Raw genomic sequence first — 20,747 nt, 5'->3', positions numbered from 1 at the left:
GAAGGCGGCAGAGATCAGAATAGTAGTTGATATTTCTAATTCCCCTCCTCTGAGGGGTGGCGAAAATTCAAAGAATTTTTGTCGGGGTGGTTTTCAACAGTCTCTCTCCCAAACTTTGAACCTTACACTTTAAATTTTAAACTCATCAAACCTTATATTTCCTCATAAACTGCGTGGGAGTCATTCCGGAACTTTTCCGGAATACTCTTACAAAGTAGGAATATTCTTCGTATCCCAGCCGGAAAGCAATTTCCACCAGGCTTTCGTCCAGGTACATCAGCATCCTTTTGGCTTCCAGCACTACTCTTTCCGTAATAACATCAGTCGCTGTTTTTTGAACAACAGTCTGTGCAATCCTGTTCAGATGTTTGGATGAAATTCCCAGCAACGATGCATAATATGCAATTGATTTCTGCTGTGTAAAGTGCTGCTCAATCAGGTTTTCAAAATCCTGATAATGTTTAAAATAAGAAAGTCCGGCTGAAGAAGCCAATGTATCAAAGTCTTTCGAAAACAATCTGGCAGCATTGATGAAAATCCGGGACATCAATGACAAAATCAAACCTTCTTTCATTATATTTTTTGCCTGATGCTCTTCCCCCAGTTCCTGAAATAAATTTACATATTTCTTTAGCTCATGCGAATCCAGCTGAAGTTTCCTCGGGAACGATACAGATCCGAAAAAGGAAAGTTTCTGAGCTTCTGATTGACATAATGCATTTCATAAAATTCCTGAGAACAAAAGAAAATATAGCCTTCAATATCCTCCGAAAGCTCCCAGCTGTGAACCTGCCCCGGCGACAGAAAGAAAAGACTTCCTTCAGAGACTTCATATTTATGAAAATCAATTTCATGGACTCCTGTTCCTTTCGTAAAGAGAACAGCGGCATAAAAATCATGTCTGTGGGGTTTCTCTATATGACGATGTCCCACCACCAGATGATTCTTCATCGTGTTAAAATAAAAATCTGAAGTATTTTTACCCGCCTGAAAAAGATCGATATGAAGAACTGAGATCGGATTCATTAATATTGGTATAAGAATTTACAAATTTAGATAAAAAGAACTGGTATATAATGATCCTTACCATCTGTACTTTATTTTACTCCCATAAATTTCCTTTAAAACAAAGCCTGACCTTACTTTTTGCAATATATTTTGGATAAAACTTTAAAAATTTTTATCTTTGAAGTTTAGGAGTTGTAAAATGAAAATAAATTTACCTGATAAACTGTACTATTCTATAGGAGAAGTTGCAAAAGCATTCGATGTAAACACTTCATTAATACGTTACTGGGAACAGGAATTCCCCATTATCAAGCCTAAAAAAAACAGAAAAGGAAACCGATATTTCACCCCTGAAGACATCAAAAACCTTCAGATGATCTACCATTTGGTAAAAGAAAAAGGATACACTCTTGACGGAGCCCGTGTAGCTCTTACCACCAACAGTAAAATTTCTGAAACCATCACCCTGATTGACCGGCTGGAGTTTGTAAAAGCTGAGCTTATCAAGCTGAAAGAATCCCTGGGAGAAAAAGATAGTGAATAAATTATTCAAAATACAGAAAAGGCGCCGCAATTCATTGCGGCGCCTTTTTATTGATACACTCTTATTGAGTTATTAGCTGCAAAGCAACAATTAATTCCTATTTTATTCAGGTAAAAATCACTTATCCTCTTTCTTAAAGCTCACCACCAGATATTCTCCGTCTGAACAATATTTCTTACAGCTATCATCTTTAAAACTTTCAGGTTTTCTGGTGAACTCTTCAATATATTTGGTGCTTTCAGCCGTATCAGCCGGAACGATAACAATATGGTAATTATCAACAACTGTACTATCAGCCTTTTTCAACGCTTCTTCCTTGTATTGTAATGCTTCACTGTATTTCATAGTATTATCAATTAATGGGTGTTGGATAAATAAAAAATTACAAAAACCAAGCCGTTAAGAAAAATATACAATATAAAAACAATCACAACTTTTAGCTCTGATAACGAAATTATATCACATAAAGAACATGATCCTCATTATCTTTTAAACAATAAAGCACCTTCTACTATATAATCTTTAACCATTTCATCATCAGCTATTGTTGTGCTTTATTTTTATCAATAAGTTTACTTCATGATGAGAAAAAACGATTACCGGAAACTGGCATTTATGGTCACATTGCTGACTGTTTTATTTGCCTATCAGAAATATACCAGTAGGGAAAAAGAACCTTTTCCTGAGGTAACATTCATTACAGCTTCAAAGCCGGCAAGCCTATCGGATTTTGATCCCAATGTTCTGAACAAAGAGCAATGGAAGAAACTGGGGTTTTCAGAGAAACAAACCGCTACCATTCTTAAGTATAAAGATATGGTAGGCGGAACGTTTACTTCAAAAGAACAGCTGAGAAAATGTTATGCTATTTCTGAAGAAAAATTTAATGAAATAGCATCTTTCATCCTGCTTCCTGAACTGACAGAAAAAGAAAATTCAAAAGGAGTCCATACGTCCGGAAAAAGAGGAATCACCATTTCAGGAAAATTCAATCCTGATCAGTTTTCTGCTGATGACTGGCACAGGATGGGCTTCAGTGAAAGGCAGGCAGAAGCCATTATAAAGTATAGAAATTATTTAGGCGGAAGCTTTATCAGTAAAGAGAAATTTAAAGAATGCTTTATTATTTCGCCAGAAAATTACAGCAAACTTGAACCCTATATTCTACTGCCGGCAAAAACTCCCGAAAGTTTCAGAAAATTTGCGAAGAGCAATACTGTAAAATCTAAAATTCAGTATCACAATTTTGATCCTGATCAATTAAACCTGGACGGGTGGAAAGCACTTGGATTCTCAGAAAAACAGGCTGCCGCCATCATCAGCTACCGCGACAGGAATTTACAGGGAAGCTTTAAAAATCCTGAAGAGCTGCAAAAATGCTTTGTGATTTCTGCTGAAAAATTTCAGGAAATGAAGCCTTATATCAAACTTCAGGAAAAACAGCAGGAAAAAACAGATTTTTCAAAAACAGATCTCAATATCATTACTTTCAAACAGCTTATGGAGTTCGGGCTGGACGAAAGAAGCGCAGGTTCAATCATCGGTTTCAGGAAGAAGCTGGGAGGTTTTATGAATAAGCAGCAGATTCTAGGCACTTACAATATTGATCAGGACCTTGTCCAAAAGCTGATTTTAACAGCACCGCTGGATACATCCAATGTTCCAAGATACACATTAGCAGACGCACCGGAAGAATGGCTTAAAAATCATCCTTATTTCAAATATTCTGCAGACAAAATCATATTCTACCGGATCAGTAATCCGGATGATAAAAAAATATGGAAACTGTTAAAATTGAAACCCGAGTATGAAGAAAGAATGAAATTATATTTAAAATAAAAACTATTCCAAAAAATAATATCCGGAATAGTTTTATTAAAGCAAAATACTGAATGTTAATGATGCATATAACTGCTGGGGCCATTGGTCCCTTCAATCGATTCCGGCAGTATCCCGTATTTGTTGCGCAGATCCACTGTTCCCAGTTTTTTTCCGGTATTAATATCAATAATACTGATGGTTCCGGAGTTTAAATCAGGAAGATCCAACAGATTATTTTGTACCGCTACCACATCTTTTCCTGATCTGGTTTTAAAGAAAGCCATATGATGAGCTCCTTTATCAGCGTCAAAAGTTTTCAAAAGCTTCAGCTGAGGAAGATTGTTTATATCAAACACAAGCACTTTTCCAGGATCTGCAAAACTTACGTAAAGTTTATTTGAATCATCAATATACATTTCAAGTGTCCAGCCTAATCCTTGTGTGCTTCCGTCAAAGACCTTCGTAAAAGCATCATACTTTTGGGTTGTGTTATTGTATGGAGCTATCCAGATATCGCCGCCAAGCATGGTCGTAGCAAGTGCATATTGTGGAAATTTTCCGCGCAGCAGTAAAACTTCAACGGGAGCAGACAAATCCGTTGGTGAATCTGCTACCTGATAGGTCTCCTTGATTTCATAAGTATTCAGATCCAGTAATGTACACGTATTTCCCATCCCTGTTGTAAGATCCGGATGAATGGTAGAGGTTACCATCATCAGTCCTTTTTCTTCATTAACCGAAATACCATGCGGATACATGATAAATTTATTGGGATTACTCTGAACGGGTGCTTTAATCGTCTTGATAAGCTGATTATTGTTAGCATTAAAAACCCCGATGCTTCCATCTTTCGGACCTCCTGCACCCCCATGAAAGTCATAAAATATCTTCCGTCATTAGTGAAAAATAAATTTTCACCTACCGTATTCTCCCCGGTATCAATAGGGGTGGCGCTTATGAGTTTCGGCTGCCCATTTTGATCTTTTCCTGTTTTTATTTCATAGAGATAGCTGCCTCCTAAAGCTGTTGTAAACATTTTTTTCGCATCCAGATTATAATAAATATGATGCGGCAATACACCAATACCCAATTCAAGCCTGCTGCTGATGTTTCCAAAATTCGGGGCCTCAGGATCAAGTTCTATAACTGCTATTCCGTCTGATGATCCTTTTAAGCTTCTGTAATCAATGTAAAATGAAGTATTATGAGGATGGTCGGGATTGTGGTTCTCATTCAGACAACTCGTAAATATTACCAAATTAAGAAACAGGAATACTGATTTAAATTTTAATTTCATGATTTTATGATTATGGTTATTAGTCTTATAAATATAATATATTTCCTGTAAAAAACACAATATATTACACCAATATGTGAAAAATCATTACTCATAAAAAAATACCATCCGGTTTATATTACCGAACAGTAAGAAATTAAAATCATTAAAAAGTTCTGTTTTTAATCAAAGGTTTTACTGGAATCCGCCAGTAAAGTGTTTAGCATATTAAGCTCATCATCAGTCAGATCCCTCCACTTTCCGACCGGGAGATCAAGCTTGATATTCATGATGCGGATTCGTTTCAGCTTTTTTACTTCATATCCGAGATATTCGCACATTCTTCGGATCTGTCTGTTAAGACCCTGAGTAAGAATGATTCTGAAATTCATTTCATCAATCTTCTCAACTTCACATTTTCTGGTAACGGTATCAAGGATGGGAACACCGTTTCTCATTTTTTCCAGAAACTTTGGAGTGATCGGTTTATCTACACGGACAAGATATTCCTTCTCGTGATTATTACGGGCTCTCAGAATTTTATTGACAATATCACCGTCACTTGTTAAAAGAATGAGTCCTTCACTGGGTTTATCCAGTCTGCCGATAGGGAAAATTCTTTTCGGGTGGTTGATATAGTCAACAATATTATTCTTTTCACGTTTTGTATCTGTAGTACAGACAATTCCTACCGGTTTATTAAAAACGATATATACCGGTTTTTCCTGAGGTTCTCTGATCGGCTTTCCATCTACTTCTACAAGATCTTCGTCTGAAACTTTTGTTCCCAATTCAGGAATTTTTCCGTTTATTGTAATCCTGCCCTCTTCCAGAAGTTTATCTGCCGCTCTTCTTGAGCAGTATCCCACTTCGGATAAATATTTATTGATACGCGTCTTTTCCATTAGTCTTTTCCGTAGCCGGTATAATTTTTATTGCTGAAAATAGTAATTCTGTAAGTTAAGCCTGTAAAAAAATATCAGCTCCATTTTTAAGGTTATGTCATTCCTATTCTCACAGACTTTCGAATCTATAATCATTATTCAGGAACTGATCTGTAGCATCTTCAATCGCATAATCACCGATTTTGGTACGCCTCAGCTGTGTCAGATAAGCTCCTACTCCCAGTTCCTGCCCGATATCATGAGCCAGGCTTCTGATATATGTTCCTTTTGAGCATCCCACCATGAAACTTACAAGAGGAAAATCTATTTTGATATCTTTAATATAATGAATGGTTGTTTTTCTTGCCTTCATTTCAACTTCTTCACCTGCTCTGGCAAGGTTGTAAGCTCTTTCACCATCAATTTTAATCGCTGAATAAACCGGTGGTTTCTGCTCTATTTCTCCGACAAATTTCTCCAGAGCGCTTTTTACCTGTTCTTCAGTAATACCCGAGATATCCTGATGAAGGATTTCAGGCTTTTCGGTGTCATAGGATTCTGTCTGTACACCAATCTTGATCTCTGTCCAGTATTCCTTGGGAGCGTCCTGAATCTCAGGAATTTTCTTAGTAAATTTCCCACAGCAGACAATAAGTAGTCCGGTTGCCCTAGGATCTAACGTTCCGGCATGTCCGATTTTAAATTTCTTGGGAAGATCAAATTCCCTTTTAAGTTTATATTTCATTTTATTGACAGCCTGGAAGGAAGTCCAGTCCAGAGGCTTATCCAATAAAAAAATGTATCCTGATTTCAGTTCTTCAGCAGTCATGAATGGGTATAGTATGTAATTTCTTATTTAAAGAAATAAAAATAAATCAACAGGGCTATTCCAACAAAAATACGATACCAGCCCCATGGTTTAAATCCATATTTGTTAAGTACTCCAATGAAAGCTTTAATCGCAATAAGAGCCACGATAAATGCCACTATATTTCCGATCACAAAGATCATAATGTGATCCTGAGAAGCCATAATCATTTCATATCCTTTCTGTGGATTGGCTGTTTCCTTTCCCCAGGTCTTAACGAAAACTGAATATACAGTTACTGCCAGCATGGTAGGTACCGCAAGGAAGAAAGAGAATTCTGCGGCTGCTTTTCTGGTAAGACCTTGTGCCATTCCCCCAATAATAGAGGCTGCACTACGGCTTGTACCCGGCATCATTGCAAGACACTGCCAGAAACCGATGGTAACAGCATTTCTTATGGTAATTCCTTTTTCATCATCAATTTTAGGATTCTTAAACCATTGATCTGCAAACAATAAAACCACACCACCTAATACCAATACTGAAGAGATCGCAATCTGATTTCCAAGGACAGCTTCAATTTTATCATCAAATAAATACCCCAGTACCAAAGCAGGAACTACAGCAAAAGCAAGTTTGAAATAAAACTGGATATTATTTAAATCAAAAATTTTTTCCAGTATGCCACTACCACAGATAAAATGGCTCCAAACTGAATAGACACCTGAAACATTTTTAAAAATTCTGTTTCTTCCAACCCCATAAGATTTGCTGTGAATCCCATATGTGCTGTAGAAGAAATCGGAAGATATTCTGTCAGTCCTTCTACGATGGCAATAATAATTGCTTTGATTAAATCCATATTCTTTTAAAAATTAAAAAGATTAAAAGATTTAAGAATTAAAAAAATCGGCTCACTGGCTTACATCTTTCAATTCTTAAATTTTTTAATCCTTAAATAAAATTATTATTTATTTTCTTTTTAAGATCGCGTACACTTCTATTACAAACCCGATCACAACAAACAGAGGCGCTATTCTGATTCTTCTGATAGAAAAGATATCGTCATTCCATGAGTTGGGATCAAATTTTCCATCTACCGTATTGGCATCAGGCCCCATCATCAGTAGAAATCCTACTACAATAAATGCCAGCCCTATCAGCATCCATTTGAAATTCTGCTGCCCGAAATAGAAAGCGTTTTCCTGTGGTACTTCTGCTTCACGTCCAAAGTCTGAAGCGGAAAATTTATTTGTTTTTTTGCTCATTATTAAGAGTAATATAAATCGTCAACGTTTGATTTTAAGAATCTCCATGTAGCGAAAATCGTACTTAAGACAGAAATAAAAATTCCTACTCCAAGCACCAGGATGACCAACCAGAAATATTGGTTGTTGTCCTGTACAAAGGCAGAGCCAATCTGGCTTGTGAAATAGTACCAGACTCCTCCCAGAGCAAGAAGACCTATTACAGAGCCTATAGCTCCCAAGATAACAGCTTCCACAATGAAAGGTTTAAGGATAAATCTTCTTTTCGCCCCTACCAGCTGCATTGTTTTAATAATAAATCTCTTAGAGAATATTTTCAGACGGATTGAGTTGTTGATTAATACAACGGCCAATATCAGGAATAGGATGGAAAATCCAAGGATCCATTTTAAGATTCTGCTCAGGTTATTGTATACATCCACCATCAAAGTACTGTCATTCTTAACATCAATGATTCCCGGAACGGACTTGATCTCTTTAATGGCTTCATCAATTTTGGCAGGATCTACGAATTCCGGCTTTAAAGCAACTTCAATAGAGGAAGGGAAAATATTTTCCTCGAACAATGCATCACTGTCGATTCCCATACTTTTCTTGGCTTCTTTTGCCGCCATATCTCTTGAAATATAGGTTGCTTTTTTTACAGGAGCTAATAACTGTACCTTTTTAAAAGTTTCTTCCTCAAGTTTTGCAATTTTTACAGAATCTTTAGCATCATAGTTTTCATCAAAATAGGCGTTTACCACCAATTGTTCTTTGATATAGTCAGAATACTTCTGGGCATTAATCAGAATAAGCCCCATTAATCCTAACAAAAATAACACTAAGGCAATACTTATCACTACTGTAATATTGCTGGACCGAAGCCTTTTCTTATTAAATTCATCTACAGATTTAGCCATTAATATTAAAATTTTTGGCTAAAATAGAAAAAAACTTCCGAAATTTGGGACGAAATAAAGAAAATCATTGTTAATAAAATCATAAAAAACTTTGAGTGTAAAAGCAAAAAAACATCTGGGGCAGCACTTCCTGACAGATGAAAACATCGCAAGGAAAATCGTAGAAGGCCTTAGTTTTGAGAACTATAATAATATCATGGAAGTAGGTCCCGGAATGGGCGTTCTTACCAAATATCTTCTTGAAAAGGATCAGAATATCTACCTTGCAGAAATCGATACGGAATCTATCGAATACCTGAAAAACAATTATACAAAGGTTACTGAAGAAACTTTTGTAGGAGATTTCCTGAAGCAGGATTTCAATTTCATCAAGGAGGATCAAATTGCCATCATCGGTAATTTCCCTTATAATATTTCATCCCAGATCCTGTTTCAGATTGTGGACCATTATCAGTTGATTCCGGAAATGGTAGGAATGTTCCAGAAAGAGGTAGCGGAAAGAACAGCCGCCGTTCCGAGAACTAAAGATTACGGTATTCTTTCTGTTCTGATACAGGCCTATTATGATGTATCCTATATGTTTACGGTACATGAGAATGTCTTCAATCCTCCACCAAAGGTAAAGTCGGGAGTCATCAGGCTTACAAGAAATCCTAAGGAAGGCCTTGCAGGGAACGAAGTTCTTTTTAAACAGATTGTAAAAGCAGGATTTAACCAAAGGAGAAAAAAGCTTTCCAATGCTTTGAAAATATTAAACATTCCTGAAGCTTTAAAAGGCCATGAATTTCTTGACAAAAGAGCTGAAGAGCTTAGTGTTTCAGATTTTATACACTTCGCCAATCTCTGGAAAGAAAATCAGTAAAAACATCAAAAGCTCCTATAGCAGGAGCTTTTTTAATGGACTTAAACATGACTGTATTAGCCGGTAAAAGCAGAAAGCCTTTCAAACGTATTCGAAAGGCTTTCTTTATGTTGCATTATCAATTTTAGTTTCTGTTCTTCAGCATGATCCATCCTGACCAGTTCATCTGAGCTTTTGATTTTGGATACTCAAAATTGAACTTATACCAGTATGTAGCTGTCGGAAGTCTCTTACCTCCTACTGTTCCGTCCCAGGTAGGGTTTTCTTTTGAGAACCTGAACATTTCTACTCCATATCTGTCATATACAGAACCTGTAAAGTTTTTAAAGTCTCCGAGAGCTTTAAGGTCCAGTACATCATTGATTCCGTCTTGGTTCGGAGTGATAATATTGTTGATCTGTAAAGTAAAGAATTCAAGAGATCCAACGCAGTGTGTGCCTACTCTTCTCACTAAAACAGTATAGTTTGTATTATCTAAAAGGTTGCTGAACACGTTGGACGCCTGCCAGGTTATTCCGTTATCTAAAGAATATTCCAAAGTACTTGGTGTATTGTTCATTGGCGGGTTTTCAGCAGTGATGGTTACTGTTTTCTTGATGCTTTCATAATTTAAAGCGGTAACAAAAGGAGTAGCCGCTCCCATTACTTTGGCTTCAAAAACTTTTTTACAGATACCGTTATCAACTTCCACGCTGTAGATACCCCATTGGTCTACATTAATTTTCTGTGTTGTAGCACCCGTGCTCCATAGGTATTTGAAACCTTGTCCTGCTCCTGCATCAAGGGTTACGGTATCCCCTACACACATTTCAACATCTTTTAATGGTGACGTGATTTCCGGTGTAACTTCAATTCTTATGGTTGCCGGATTAAGGGATTTACAACCTTTTGTTCCAATTGCATATACTGTAAATGTTGTAGTCTGGTATAGAGTAACCGTCTGCATATTGCCTGTTCCCATGAAATTGCTCCACAGATAGGTATCTCCTCCTTCAGCGGTAAGGGTTACAGATTCTCCCGGACAGATTTTTATTCTGGAAGCTTTTACTTTAGCCGTAGGTGTTACTTCTTTCAGTAATTTCAGTTCTACAATCTTACTACAAAATGCTCCATTGGAAACAAGCACATACAGGATTTGGCCGTCGTTACCATTATAGTTTAACGGAGTCTGAATATAATTCCCGTTTTGTGCAATTGCATCCGCCTGGTTTTCGTAGAACTTAAAGATGGCTCCCGGTGTCGGGCTTATGGTGGATGTAATTGTACTCAGGTCAAACGTAGTAATATCCGGTGTGGTACATAGCAGCAATGTCGCATCCTGAGCCTGAGGGGTTGTTCCTCCGTGAATTTCTATTGATGCTTTCCCCGGACATGGGTTACCAGGAACACTTACTTCAATGGTATAAGTACCTGGCTGTATTGCTGTAATGGTATTGGTAGTGGCATTTGGTACCGGTGCACCATTATAATACCATTGGTATACAAGGTTAGGATCACTTACAGAAGCCGTAATTACCTGAGGTACATTATCACATACATTGATATCTGAAGGTAATTTTGTTCCTGCTGAATCTAAAAGGTCTACCCCGATATTGAAAGATCCTCCTTCAAGAAATACCGCAGAGTCATAACTGTGGTCACTGAAATCGGCAATTACCATTTTGAAGTGATATTGCTGTCCTGCTACTACTGTTGCTGTTGCCGTTAACGGAATTGTTCTTCCGTTAAAGTTGGTTTCAACGTTAGCTGTATTGTATCCTCCAAAGTACTGTTCGTTTACGGCACCACAGCTGCCTGGTACTGCAGGGTGGATATTCGTAATACTTACCGGTCCTGCTCCACCAGGAAGCACAGCCATATTTACATAAGGTCCGCCTGAAGTAGGTCTCAGCAAAATAGCAAATGCATCTGCAAAGTTACAAGGGAATGAACCTGTATATTCTTCTGATGCGATCAGGTAATTAAATTTAATCTGCGAGGTTGTAGGAACGAAGTCAAATTCCAGAAGAACAGCATCATTCAGTCTGTTTTCCACTACCCCGATTACCTGTGCCAGATCGGCATCTGATCCTCCGCCATTAACATCATTAAGTGCACCTTCAAAGCCATTACCTGCTCTTCTTGCAAATCCGGTGGAAAGTATAAGTCCATCTTTAAATGGAAAATTGGTAGTAGCTTTATGAAAATATCCCCATGCTCTGTTGGCATCACTTGCAGCATGATTAGGAGTAATCTTCACATTGGTAACGTTCGGAGTAAGACAGGTATTAGTCCCTGATGAGATCAATACATCTTTAACCATTTTCTCAATAGTATAACTACTTTCAGCATACTGCGGAGCGTTCACATCAATAAAAACACCTGCCCTTCTGGACATATTGGAAGGAGTTTCTTTTACGGGTTTACGTGGAGGCAGATTCTGTGAAAATAAAAAAGTCGAGATGACTAAAAAAAATAAACAAAGCGGTAGATATCTTCTCATAATATTTTTGTTTCAACAAATTTAATTTTTTTAAATATCTCATATACATATTTATATTTTTTACATTAAAAAAACAAAACAAGAATGTTTTACAGTAAATTTTCGTTAATCAACCTTTATCCGGACAAACCGTAAATTGTGTGGCAGTATTGTTTTAACATATTTGCCATCTATTTTAAATAATTCACGAAACACGATACAGTTTCCCTTTAAAAACAACAAAATCTCTCATTGCTGAGAGATTTTGTTGTTTATTTTTTATTTTAAAAATATTTAATTTCTGTTTTTCAGAAGAATCCATCCTGAGCGCTGTTCCAGTTTTTTACTGGCCGGGTTTTCCCACTGTACCCTGTACCAATATGTTCCTGTAGGTAGATTGATTCCTTTTAAGGATCCTCTCCAGATAACATCACCTTTACCGGCTTTGAATACCTCTGCTCCATATCTGTCAAAGATGGAAGCTGCAAAATCTTTATATCCGCTGATTCCGGAGAAGTCTATCGTGTCATTGATACCGTCCATATTAGGGGTAATAGCATTGCTGATGACGAATGTAAAGTAATCCAGTGAAGTACCGCACTTAGCTCCTTTCACCCTTACCATTACGGAATACATGGTATTATTCAAAACTCCTGTAAATACATTTGATGACTGCCATGTCAATCCGCCGTCTATAGAATACTCTAAAACACCGCCTGTAGGATTACTTGCCGTAAGCGTTAGAATATGATTGTCGTAAACAATATTTGTAAACTGCGGCAGGTCAGGATTGATCAGCTGCGCAGAGAAAGTTTTGGAACAAACTCCATTGCTGATTGTCACGGAGTACGTTCCGGGAATATTAGTTGTTATAGTTTGTGTTGTAGCTCCTGTACTCCATACATAGGTATAGTTTGGCCCTGAACCGGCATCCAGAGTTCCTTTATCTCCGGCACATACAAATACATCTTTTAAAGTAGAAACGATTGCAGGAACTACTTCAATGGTAACTTTAGCCGGATTAACAGAACTACACCCGTTTCCTCCCAATGCATATACTGAATATTCTGTTGTTGCTGTAGGCGTAACGATCTGTGTGTTTCCGTTTCCGGTAAGTCCCACCCAGTTATAAGTAATACCTCCCGAAGCTGTTAATGTTACAGATTCGCCTTCACAGATTTTTAATTTAGATGCTGTAAGGCCTGCTATTGGCGGGCCTACCTGAACCGTCACACTTGCCGGCGTTGCAGAAATACATCCGTTAGCTCCAACGGCAAATACTGTATATACCGTAGTTGTAGTAGGCGAAACAACCTGAGTATTTCCATTTCCGGTAAGACCGTTACCCCAGTTATAGGTTACTCCTCCTGAAGCTGTTAATGTTACAGATTCACCAACGCAGATACGGGGTTGTGATGAAACAAGCGCAGCAACCGGCTGTACCTTATCTTCCTGCACTGTTACCGTTGACGTAAAGGTACAGGTCAGGTTTCCTGGTTGTGATACATTAGTAACTGTTAAAGTATATGTTCCGCCAGCGCTTACTACAGGGGTCAGTGTATTTCCTCCGGATACAATAGTTCCTCCGGTAGTTGTCCAGGCAATAGTAGATCCTGCAGGCACTACAGATGCTGAAGCGTTGATTGTGATCTGAGGGGTTGTACAGGTAATTGTTTGTGGCGCAGCAATCGTAAGCGTTGTCTGAGCTGTGCTTAATAACTGCAATGATACTACGTAGCTGCATCCTCCGTTGCTTACCAGTACGTAAATAGTCTGACTTGCTCCCGGCGGCGTATAGGCTGTAGGCGTTACAATAAAGTTTCCGTTAGCAGCAATAGCATCAGCCTGATTGACGTAGTAAGTAAAAGTAACTCCTGCTGTAGTGGTGATCTGAGGCTGGGCTTCTGTAAGATTATAAGTTAATCCCGGCTGGTAACATTTATGTAATGTTGCATTCTGTGCTGTAAAAGGTTCTGAAACTTCAATTGTTATACTCGCGGGATTTTGGGATGCACAACCGTTAGCTCCCACTGCTGTTACGGTATAAGTAGTTGTCACAGTAGGTGAAACAACCTGAGTATTTCCGTTTCCTGTGAGGCCATTACCCCAGTTATAGGTAGCTCCGCCCGAAGCGGTAAGTGTTGTGGAATCTCCTTTACAGATTTTTATTTTGCTTGCCGTAAGACCTGTAACAGGCGGAGCGCTGTTTCCTGTTACGGTTACAGTTCCTATTGCTGTACAGCTAATGTTTCCTGGCTGATAAACTTTCGTTATGGTTAAAGTATAGGTTCCCGGAGCGTTAACAACAGGATTCAGGGTAGTTCCTCCTGAGACAATATTTCCTCCGGTAGTCGTCCAGTTAAATGTTGCACCTGCCGGATAAACGGAAGCTGATGCATCCAGTGTAGTCTGAGAGCTGGTACAGGTAAGTACTGCCGGCGGTGCAATAGTAGGAACCATTTGTGGGGCTTTTACCAATTGAAGCTGTGCTACTTTTGCACAGAAGCCGGTTGCTACTCTTACATATACTGTTCCTCCTGCACTCGGATAAGCGGTAGGATTGGGAATTGTATTGGCATTTCCTGCATTGGCATCTGCCAGTGTGGTATAGTATGAAAACACAGCTCCCGGAGTTGTACTTATTGAAGCCTGTGCTGATGTTAAATTAAAGGTTGCATTTCCGGCAGCATAACAAGCCGTCAGTGTGGCATTCTGTACCGTGGGAGATGTTCCGCCAACTACCGTAATGGTAGCCTCTCCGGGACAGCTGTTACCCTGGATAAAAACCTTAACGGTATACACACCTGGTGCTGTCGCCGTGTAACTTGCGCCGGTAGCTCCCGGAATCGCATTGGTTCCCAGATACCACTGGTATGTTATATTAGGTCCCTGCACAGAAGCTGTAAAAGTCTGTGGGGTATTATCACACATATTGACGGATGAAGGCAGCTGTACTCCAGCCGGATCCAGAATTTTCACTCCGATATCGAATGATCCTGCTTCAAGAAATACGGCAGAATCAAAGTTGGGATCCTGGTAGTCTGCAAGGACAATCTTAAAATGATAAGTTTCCCCTGGAATTACCGTTGCATGAGCAGTCAGCGGAATGGTGCGCCCATTAAAGTTAGTTTCAATCTGAGCTGTATTGGTTCCTCCGTAATACGCTTCATTCTTAGGTCCACAGTTTTGGTATTGCGGATGGATATTGGTAACGCTTACAGGTCCTGCTCCTCCCGGAAGCACTGCAAGATTGGTATAAGTAGGATCAGATGCTTTTTTAATAACAGGGCAAAACCATCGGTAATGGTACATGGAAAGTTTTGCTGATATTCTTTAGAAGCGAACAAATATCTGAAAGTAATTTCGGTAGAAGCAGCTACAAAGTCAAACTCTATAGATGTTGCATTGGTAAGGCTATTATTACTGATTCCCAAAGCGTTTGCCAGGTCTACATCTCCTCCGGTTCCCAGATCATCACTTAGAGTTCCCTGAAAAACATTCCCGGCTTTACTGGCATACCCTGTAGAAAGGATAATCCCCTTACTGAAAGGAAAATTGGTATTTGATTTATTAAAATATCCCCAGCTTCGGTTCTGATTGCTTGCAGGCAGATTTGGGGATACCGTTACATTGCTTACACTTGAGCTGGTACAGGTAGTTCCTCCTGATATGAGAACATCATTGATCAGCTGGGTTATAGGATAGCCGGATTCCGGATAGCTTGGTGCATTCACATCTATAAAAACACCAGCCCTTAAAGAAGCAGCCTTAGGTTTTGCAGCAATTTCTACCCTTCCTTTATTCTGAGCCAGAATAAAATTTCCCATGAAAGCTAAAAATAACGCTAAAAATAAATTTCCTCTCCTCCTATTTAACATTTTATATTATTTTAAACAAAAATACTATTTTTTTTAATTGAAATTCAAGTTAACACAATTTACATTATTACTAACGCAAATTTATTTATGTTAGAATATCAACTCTGTTTATTTTAAAATAATAAAAAAAGACTGACAAAATTGTCAGTCTTTCAGTTATAGTTTAATTATTCTATATTTTTAAGCAATATCCATCCTGTTTTCACGGTAAGTTCCTTACTGGCAGGATCTTCAAAGGTTACCTGATACCAATATGTTGAAGTAGGAAGCTTTTTACCCTGGAAATATCCGTCCCAGTACGGCCTGATCTTCTCTGCCTTGAAGACTTCTCTTCCGTAACGGTCGAAAACCTGTCCGCTGAAATCTTTATAGTTGACTACTCCGCTAAAATCAATAGTATCATTAATATTATCCCCGTTCGGAGTAATTACATTTTTCATTACGAAGGTAAAAAATTCAAGGAAACCTACGCAGCTTGTATATTTAACTCTAACCCTGATCGAAATGATTTTATTTTTAGGCACATTGTTAAATACATTTGAAGACTGCCATGTAACTCCGTTATCCACTGAATATTCCAGAATACCATTACTTGGATTACTTGCCGTGATAATCATAGTTCCGCTCTCATTATAATCCACTTTTATCACTTCAGGGATTACGGCTTTAATCACCTCAGTTTTAAACTCTTTTGAACAAACTCCGTTACTGATCATTACCGAATATACTCCCGGAGTAGCTACTGTAATACTCTGACTTGTTTCGCCAGAACTCCACTGATAGGTATATCCCGGTCCTGAACCGGCATCCAGGATAATTTTATCACCCTGACAGATATGGCCTCCTTTCAGGTTTGAAACTATAGCCGGAACCACTTCAATTGTAATACGAGCCGGCTGAAGAGATTTACATCCCTGTGCTCCGATCGCGTATACAGTATATGTTGTTGTCTGAGTTGGGCTTACGGTTCTTATTCCTCCGGTAGCCGCTGCAGCATCACCCCACTCATATGTTACCCCTCCGGATGCAGTTAACAATACGGATTCACCGGCACAGATCTTTAATCTTGGAGCTGTCAGCACAGCGGTTGGTGTTTCTTCTTTTCTTAAAGTTAAAGTAGCAATCTTACTACAGAAAGCACCATTGGAAACCAGCACATATAATATTTGTCCATCCGTACCTGTATAATTGGTCAGATTGGTAATATAGCTGTTATTTTGAGCCTGCGCATCAGCCTGATTTGCATAGAAACGGAATACCGCTCCCTGCGTTGTACTGATGAGAGGTTTTGCCGTTTCCAGATTAAAGGTAGTCAATGAAGGTGTTGTACAGAGCTTAAGTTCAGCATTCTGTACGGTAGGACTTGTTCCTCCGACGATTGTAATGGTTGCTTCACTAGGACACTGGTTCCCCGGAACCATTACTTTTACCGTATAAACTCCTGCCTGGGTAGCTATATATATAGCACTGGTTGCTCCCGGAATGGCCACGCCGTCTTTATACCACTGATAAGTCATTCCCGGAATCGGGGCTACCTGGGCTTTAAGCTGTTTTGGTGTGTTGTCACACATATTGATGCTTCCCGGTAAAACCACTCCTGTTTCATCTACAATCTTAATTCCAACATCAAAAGATCCTCCTTCCAGGAATACTGCTGAGTCATGAGTAGAGTCTTTTGCGTCTGCCAGTACCATTTTGAAATGATAGGTCTGCCCCGGGATTACATCTGCAACAGCCGTTAAAGGTGTTGTTCTTCCAAAATAATTAATAAGCAGATGCGGGTTTGCCAATCCTCCAAAATAAGCAGCATTGATAGGTCCGCAAGTGAATCCATTTCCTGAAGGGACAATATTGGTCGCACTTACAGGCCCCGCAGTTCCAGGTAATACCGCAAGATTGGTATAAGTGGGATCCCCTACTTTCTTCAGCAGCAGTGCAAAAGCATCAGAATAACCGAGACATGGATAATTTGAAGTATACTCATCGGAAGCGAATATGTAGTTAAATTTTACCTGGTTGGAATTCGGAACGAAATCAAATTCAAGGGCTACTGCATCCGTTAAGTTAACATTGGCTCCGGTAGCTGCTACAAGATCAGCATCACTTCCTGTTCCTACTGATTGTCCTACAGCTGCTACATAGCTATTACCTGCTTCAGAAGCATACCCTGTAGTCAGCACAATCCCATCCGTAAAGGGAAAATTGGTTGTTCCTTTATGAAAATATCCCCAGAATCTGTTGTTGTTGGTCACATCATGATTAGGAGATACAGTAACATTCGTAACGTTGGCTGTCGTACAGTTGGTACCGCCATTAATCAAAATATTCTTTACCAGCTGCTCCGGAGTATAGTTTGAAGGGGTATAAGGAGGTACATTCACATCAATGAATGCTCCGGCCCTGAGACTGGCGGCAGAAGGCTTTATCTTTTCTGATTTTCTGGCAGGTCTCGTTTGAGAAAATGTAGAAACAGAAATCAGTAAAAGAGAAAAAAGGAAAAAATAGTTTTTTAGTCTATAAGTTAACATTTTAATTTCATTTGTTCAAATGTAGCAAAAAAAACATACTAGATCAGCCTTTAACATTACTATTTCATAAACATACAGATAGATTCACAACATTTTTTCCTTATTGTTACATTTTCTGCAAATCATAAAAACAAAACCCATAGCATAAAAAAACAGATCAATAGTATGATCTGTTTATGTTTTAACGGCTATTCTTCCGTCTGTTTATCATCTTTTTTCAACTGATCGATTTCATTCTGCAGCTGAGATATAATATCTTTTAAAGCCTTTATTTCATTTTTGTTCGAGCTTACATTACTTTTCAGCATTACATTTTTTGCTCTTTCATTGTGATCTTCTTCATCTTCTTCCTCATTGATCTCCTCAATATCTTCCTGGATGTCTTCGATATCTTCGTTAATTTCTTCAATGTCTTCACTGATTTCTTCGATATCCTCGCTGATCTCTTCAATATCTTCCTGGATATCTTCAATATCTTCACTGATCTCCTCAATATCCTCCTGGATATCTTCGATTTTCTCATGGCTCTTGTTCACGGACATCTGGATGAAGATTGCCAGATAAATAGCTTCCAGAGAAAGCACTGTCGTAAGAATCAGAAGCATTTTATCAAAATTGACAATATCCAGCATCGGAAGCACAAACGAGGTAATGAACAGTAATGTATGGACAATCAGAGACTGGATAGACCCTATCCATGATGTAATCTTATCTGCTATTTTTTCAAGAACTTCTGTTTTTTCGTTATATTTTTTCATCCTTATATGTTTACAACAGTTCCTTTGTTACTCCTAATCCAAACAAAGCAAAATCATATTTTGCCGGATCTTTCTCATCAAATTTTCTGATGGCAGTATCCAATTCTTCCACCGTTTTCCAGTCATTCTGGGTTCGGGAAACCAATCCCAGCTTTCTGGAGATATTTCCGGTATGCACATCCAGAGGAATGGAAAGGTTTTTCTGATCTATATTTTCCCAGATTCCAAAATCTACGCCACGTTTATCTTTGCGCACCATCCACCTCAAAAACATAATAATTCTTTTGGCAGAAGAATTTTTATAAGGTGAGCTGATGTGTTTATGACTTCTGTGCTTTTCTGTTTCCAGAAATCCGCTTCTGAACCTTTCTATGGCGTGCAGAAAGTTATTCTCCGTTTCTTTTACTTCAAATAAACTCTCCAGACTTTCATTTTCTTTATAAATCCTCTTGAACTGTCTGATGAAATAGGAAAAATCCTGCCCGTTGAACGTTCTGTGAATGCTTTTATCCTGAATATTTTCCAGATCTTTTTCTGAATAATTCATCACAAAATCATAGGGAGAGTTTCCCATCATATCAAGCATCTTATCCGCAGAATTAATGATCGACTTTCTATTTCCCCAGGAGATCGTAGCTGCCAGAAATCCTGCAATTTCAATATCCTGCTTTAAAGAAAAACGATGCGGAATCTGTATCGGGTCATTTTCAATAAAATCGGGAGCGTTATACTGATCTGCCTTTTCGTTAAGAAAATCTCTCAGTTCTTCAAATTTCAGCATATTCATTTTAAATCTTTACACTTTCCAATGCTTTTGGCAGGAATGTATTGGGAAAAATTTCTCTGGCTTCATCGGTAAATACGGTCAGATCGCCGTATCTGTTGGAAAAATGCCCTAAAATCAGCTTTCCTACCTGAGCTTTCTGAGCAATGGTTGCTGCTTCTAATGCCGTGGTATGTCCTGTATAATCCGCCATCTCTTTCAGATCATGTAAAAAAGTAGATTCATGATATAAAACCGTCACATTTTTGATAATCGGAATAACGCTTTCAAGATATCGGGTATCACTACAGAATGCATAGGAAACTGATGGAGCCGGATCAACAGTCAGGATCTCATTTTTAAGAACATAACCGTCACTCAGTACAAAGTCCTTCCCTGCTTTGATATGATGATAATCGCAGGTTTCAATTTCGCTGTATTTAGCAATCTCTTTCATATTAAGATGCCTGTCTTTCGGCTTTTCTTTAAAAAGGTAACCGTTACAGTAAATCCTGTGATCCAAAGGAATAGTATATACCTCTATCCTGTTGTCCTCATATATTTTTTCAGAATAATCTTTATCCAGCTCATGGTAAACCACTTCAAAACCACGGTGGGTTTCTGTTATCTGAAAAATGGTTTCCAGCATTTTTTAATTCCTTTCGGACCATAAACATGCAGCGGGTTTCTCTTCCCAAAAGACGGAAAGAAGCAATAAGTCCCGGCAGCCCGAAACAGTGGTCGCCGTGAAGATGGGAAATAAAAATATGATTGATTTTTGAAAATCTTGCTTTCGCTTTTCTCAGCTGTACCTGTGTACCTTCTCCACAATCGATCAGGAAAAGTCTTTCTTCCATTTCCAGCAGCTGGGCTGTGGGTGATGTGTTGATGGTTGGAATCGCTGAATTAAAGCCTAATATTGTTAAATAAGTACTCAAATCAATAATTTATGATGACAAATGTACAACAGAAAAACCAAATGGACG

The 20,747-nt window shown here is 38.5% G+C and carries 17 protein-coding genes and 3 pseudogenes; 3 read left to right on the top strand and 17 right to left on the bottom strand.

Annotated features, from left to right (window positions below; genetic code table 11):
- Nucleotides 1-145 precede the first annotated feature (145 nt).
- Together OWR28_RS26285 and OWR28_RS26280 are read right to left on the bottom strand one after the other, a co-directional pair.
- Nucleotides 146-574, bottom strand: a complete 429-nt coding sequence (locus OWR28_RS26285; protein WP_332389150.1) for a helix-turn-helix domain-containing protein — start codon at nt 572-574, stop codon at nt 146-148.
- A 56-nt stretch (nt 575-630) separates the two neighbouring features.
- Entirely contained in the window at nt 631-1,026 is a 396-nt protein-coding gene (locus OWR28_RS26280; RefSeq protein ID WP_332389149.1) for an AraC family ligand binding domain-containing protein, read from the bottom strand.
- A 181-nt stretch (nt 1,027-1,207) separates the two neighbouring features.
- On the opposite strand from OWR28_RS26280, the gene OWR28_RS26275 reads away from it, so the two are divergent.
- Entirely contained in the window at nt 1,208-1,552 is a 345-nt protein-coding gene (locus tag OWR28_RS26275) for a MerR family transcriptional regulator (protein WP_002980674.1), read from the top strand.
- 117 nt (nt 1,553-1,669) lie between these two features.
- Here OWR28_RS26275 and OWR28_RS26270 read toward each other — a convergent pair whose 3' ends face one another.
- Nucleotides 1,670-1,897, bottom strand: a complete 228-nt coding sequence (locus tag OWR28_RS26270) for a hypothetical protein (protein ID WP_332389148.1) — start codon at nt 1,895-1,897, stop codon at nt 1,670-1,672.
- A 234-nt stretch (nt 1,898-2,131) separates the two neighbouring features.
- Between OWR28_RS26270 and OWR28_RS26265 the strand changes: the two genes are divergently transcribed.
- Nucleotides 2,132-3,391: a hypothetical protein gene (locus tag OWR28_RS26265; protein WP_332389147.1), complete on the top strand. Its 1,260-nt coding sequence runs from the start codon at nt 2,132-2,134 to the stop codon at nt 3,389-3,391.
- Nucleotides 3,392-3,447: 56 nt separating this feature from the next.
- Here OWR28_RS26265 and OWR28_RS26260 read toward each other — a convergent pair whose 3' ends face one another.
- The 7 genes and pseudogenes from OWR28_RS26260 to OWR28_RS26230 all read right to left on the bottom strand — a co-directional run bounded on the left by OWR28_RS26260 (nt 3,448) and on the right by OWR28_RS26230 (nt 8,511).
- Entirely contained in the window at nt 3,448-4,131 is a 684-nt protein-coding gene (locus OWR28_RS26260; RefSeq protein WP_332389146.1) for a hypothetical protein, read from the bottom strand.
- Nucleotides 4,089-4,670, bottom strand: a complete 582-nt coding sequence (locus OWR28_RS26255; protein WP_332389145.1) for a hypothetical protein — start codon at nt 4,668-4,670, stop codon at nt 4,089-4,091. Before OWR28_RS26255 ends, OWR28_RS26260 begins: the two co-directional genes overlap by 43 nt.
- 161 nt (nt 4,671-4,831) lie before the next feature.
- On the bottom strand, nt 4,832-5,554 hold the full coding sequence (gene rluF / locus OWR28_RS26250) for a 23S rRNA pseudouridine(2604) synthase RluF (protein WP_332389144.1): 723 nt from the start codon (nt 5,552-5,554) through the stop codon (nt 4,832-4,834).
- 109 nt (nt 5,555-5,663) lie between these two features.
- Nucleotides 5,664-6,362, bottom strand: a complete 699-nt coding sequence (gene truB / locus OWR28_RS26245) for a tRNA pseudouridine(55) synthase TruB (RefSeq protein ID WP_332389143.1) — start codon at nt 6,360-6,362, stop codon at nt 5,664-5,666.
- Between the two features lie 23 nt (nt 6,363-6,385).
- Nucleotides 6,386-7,203 (bottom strand): annotated as a pseudogene (locus tag OWR28_RS26240) (undecaprenyl-diphosphate phosphatase).
- Nucleotides 7,204-7,312: 109 nt separating this feature from the next.
- Nucleotides 7,313-7,609 carry a DUF3098 domain-containing protein gene (locus OWR28_RS26235; protein ID WP_131438506.1) on the bottom strand — a complete coding sequence of 99 codons (297 nt, stop codon included), beginning with the start codon at nt 7,607-7,609 and terminating at the stop codon, nt 7,313-7,315.
- A 2-nt stretch (nt 7,610-7,611) separates the two neighbouring features.
- A complete protein-coding gene (locus OWR28_RS26230) occupies nt 7,612-8,511 on the bottom strand; it encodes a cell division protein FtsX (protein WP_332389142.1) in 900 nt (299 codons plus the stop codon).
- A gap of 91 nt (nt 8,512-8,602) precedes the next feature.
- Here OWR28_RS26230 and rsmA point away from each other — a divergent pair, with 91 nt between their 5' ends.
- Complete coding sequence (gene rsmA, locus OWR28_RS26225) at nt 8,603-9,373, top strand: 16S rRNA (adenine(1518)-N(6)/adenine(1519)-N(6))-dimethyltransferase RsmA (RefSeq protein ID WP_332389141.1); 771 nt, start codon at nt 8,603-8,605, stop codon at nt 9,371-9,373.
- Nucleotides 9,374-9,497: 124 nt separating this feature from the next.
- On the opposite strand, the gene OWR28_RS26220 is transcribed toward rsmA, so the two are convergent.
- From OWR28_RS26220 to OWR28_RS26190, 7 genes and pseudogenes are all read right to left on the bottom strand, one after another.
- Nucleotides 9,498-11,750, bottom strand: coding sequence for a choice-of-anchor L domain-containing protein (locus tag OWR28_RS26220; RefSeq protein ID WP_332389140.1), 2,253 nt, complete (start codon nt 11,748-11,750; stop codon nt 9,498-9,500).
- Between the two features lie 378 nt (nt 11,751-12,128).
- Nucleotides 12,129-14,294, bottom strand: coding sequence for an Ig-like domain-containing protein (locus OWR28_RS26215; protein ID WP_494168546.1), 2,166 nt, complete (start codon nt 14,292-14,294; stop codon nt 12,129-12,131).
- A gap of 72 nt (nt 14,295-14,366) precedes the next feature.
- Nucleotides 14,367-15,661, bottom strand: a pseudogene (locus OWR28_RS27455) (choice-of-anchor L domain-containing protein); the annotation flags it as partial.
- A 218-nt stretch (nt 15,662-15,879) separates the two neighbouring features.
- On the bottom strand, nt 15,880-18,240 hold the full coding sequence (locus OWR28_RS26205; protein ID WP_332389137.1) for a choice-of-anchor L domain-containing protein: 2,361 nt from the start codon (nt 18,238-18,240) through the stop codon (nt 15,880-15,882).
- Nucleotides 18,241-18,428: 188 nt separating this feature from the next.
- Nucleotides 18,429-18,998 carry a DUF1003 domain-containing protein gene (locus OWR28_RS26200; RefSeq protein ID WP_332389136.1) on the bottom strand — a complete coding sequence of 190 codons (570 nt, stop codon included), beginning with the start codon at nt 18,996-18,998 and terminating at the stop codon, nt 18,429-18,431.
- Between the two features lie 10 nt (nt 18,999-19,008).
- Nucleotides 19,009-19,779, bottom strand: coding sequence for a TIGR02757 family protein (locus OWR28_RS26195; RefSeq protein ID WP_433987035.1), 771 nt, complete (start codon nt 19,777-19,779; stop codon nt 19,009-19,011).
- Between the two features lie 7 nt (nt 19,780-19,786).
- Nucleotides 19,787-20,699, bottom strand: a pseudogene (locus OWR28_RS26190) (ribonuclease Z).
- Between the last annotated feature and the right edge of the window lie 48 nt (nt 20,700-20,747).

Source organism: Chryseobacterium sp. 1B4 (genome assembly GCF_036631475.1).
Classification (GTDB): domain Bacteria; phylum Bacteroidota; class Bacteroidia; order Flavobacteriales; family Weeksellaceae; genus Chryseobacterium.
The sequence above is the reverse complement of the archived record's forward strand: the minus strand, read 5'-3'. Positions and strand labels throughout refer to the sequence as shown.

Excerpts from the sequence above, each read along its gene's own strand:
- OWR28_RS26285 (WP_332389150.1), bottom strand. The coding sequence starts at position 574 with ATGAAAGAAGGTTTGATTTTGTCATTGATGTCCCGGATTTTCATCAAT.
- OWR28_RS26280 (WP_332389149.1), bottom strand. The coding sequence starts at position 1,026 with ATGAATCCGATCTCAGTTCTTCATATCGATCTTTTTCAGGCGGGTAAA.
- OWR28_RS26275 (WP_002980674.1), top strand. The coding sequence starts at position 1,208 with ATGAAAATAAATTTACCTGATAAACTGTACTATTCTATAGGAGAAGTT.
- OWR28_RS26270 (WP_332389148.1), bottom strand. The coding sequence starts at position 1,897 with ATGAAATACAGTGAAGCATTACAATACAAGGAAGAAGCGTTGAAAAAG.
- OWR28_RS26265 (WP_332389147.1), top strand. The coding sequence starts at position 2,132 with ATGATGAGAAAAAACGATTACCGGAAACTGGCATTTATGGTCACATTG.
- OWR28_RS26260 (WP_332389146.1), bottom strand. The coding sequence starts at position 4,131 with ATGTATCCGCATGGTATTTCGGTTAATGAAGAAAAAGGACTGATGATG.
- OWR28_RS26255 (WP_332389145.1), bottom strand. The coding sequence starts at position 4,670 with ATGAAATTAAAATTTAAATCAGTATTCCTGTTTCTTAATTTGGTAATA.
- rluF (WP_332389144.1), bottom strand. The coding sequence starts at position 5,554 with ATGGAAAAGACGCGTATCAATAAATATTTATCCGAAGTGGGATACTGC.
- truB (WP_332389143.1), bottom strand. The coding sequence starts at position 6,362 with ATGACTGCTGAAGAACTGAAATCAGGATACATTTTTTTATTGGATAAG.
- OWR28_RS26235 (WP_131438506.1), bottom strand. The coding sequence starts at position 7,609 with ATGAGCAAAAAAACAAATAAATTTTCCGCTTCAGACTTTGGACGTGAA.
- OWR28_RS26230 (WP_332389142.1), bottom strand. The coding sequence starts at position 8,511 with ATGGCTAAATCTGTAGATGAATTTAATAAGAAAAGGCTTCGGTCCAGC.
- OWR28_RS26220 (WP_332389140.1), bottom strand. The coding sequence starts at position 11,750 with ATGTCCAGAAGGGCAGGTGTTTTTATTGATGTGAACGCTCCGCAGTAT.
- OWR28_RS26215 (WP_494168546.1), bottom strand. The coding sequence starts at position 14,294 with ATGGTTCCTACTATTGCACCGCCGGCAGTACTTACCTGTACCAGCTCT.
- OWR28_RS26205 (WP_332389137.1), bottom strand. The coding sequence starts at position 18,240 with ATGTTAACTTATAGACTAAAAAACTATTTTTTCCTTTTTTCTCTTTTA.
- OWR28_RS26200 (WP_332389136.1), bottom strand. The coding sequence starts at position 18,998 with ATGAAAAAATATAACGAAAAAACAGAAGTTCTTGAAAAAATAGCAGAT.
- OWR28_RS26195 (WP_433987035.1), bottom strand. The coding sequence starts at position 19,779 with ATGCTGAAATTTGAAGAACTGAGAGATTTTCTTAACGAAAAGGCAGAT.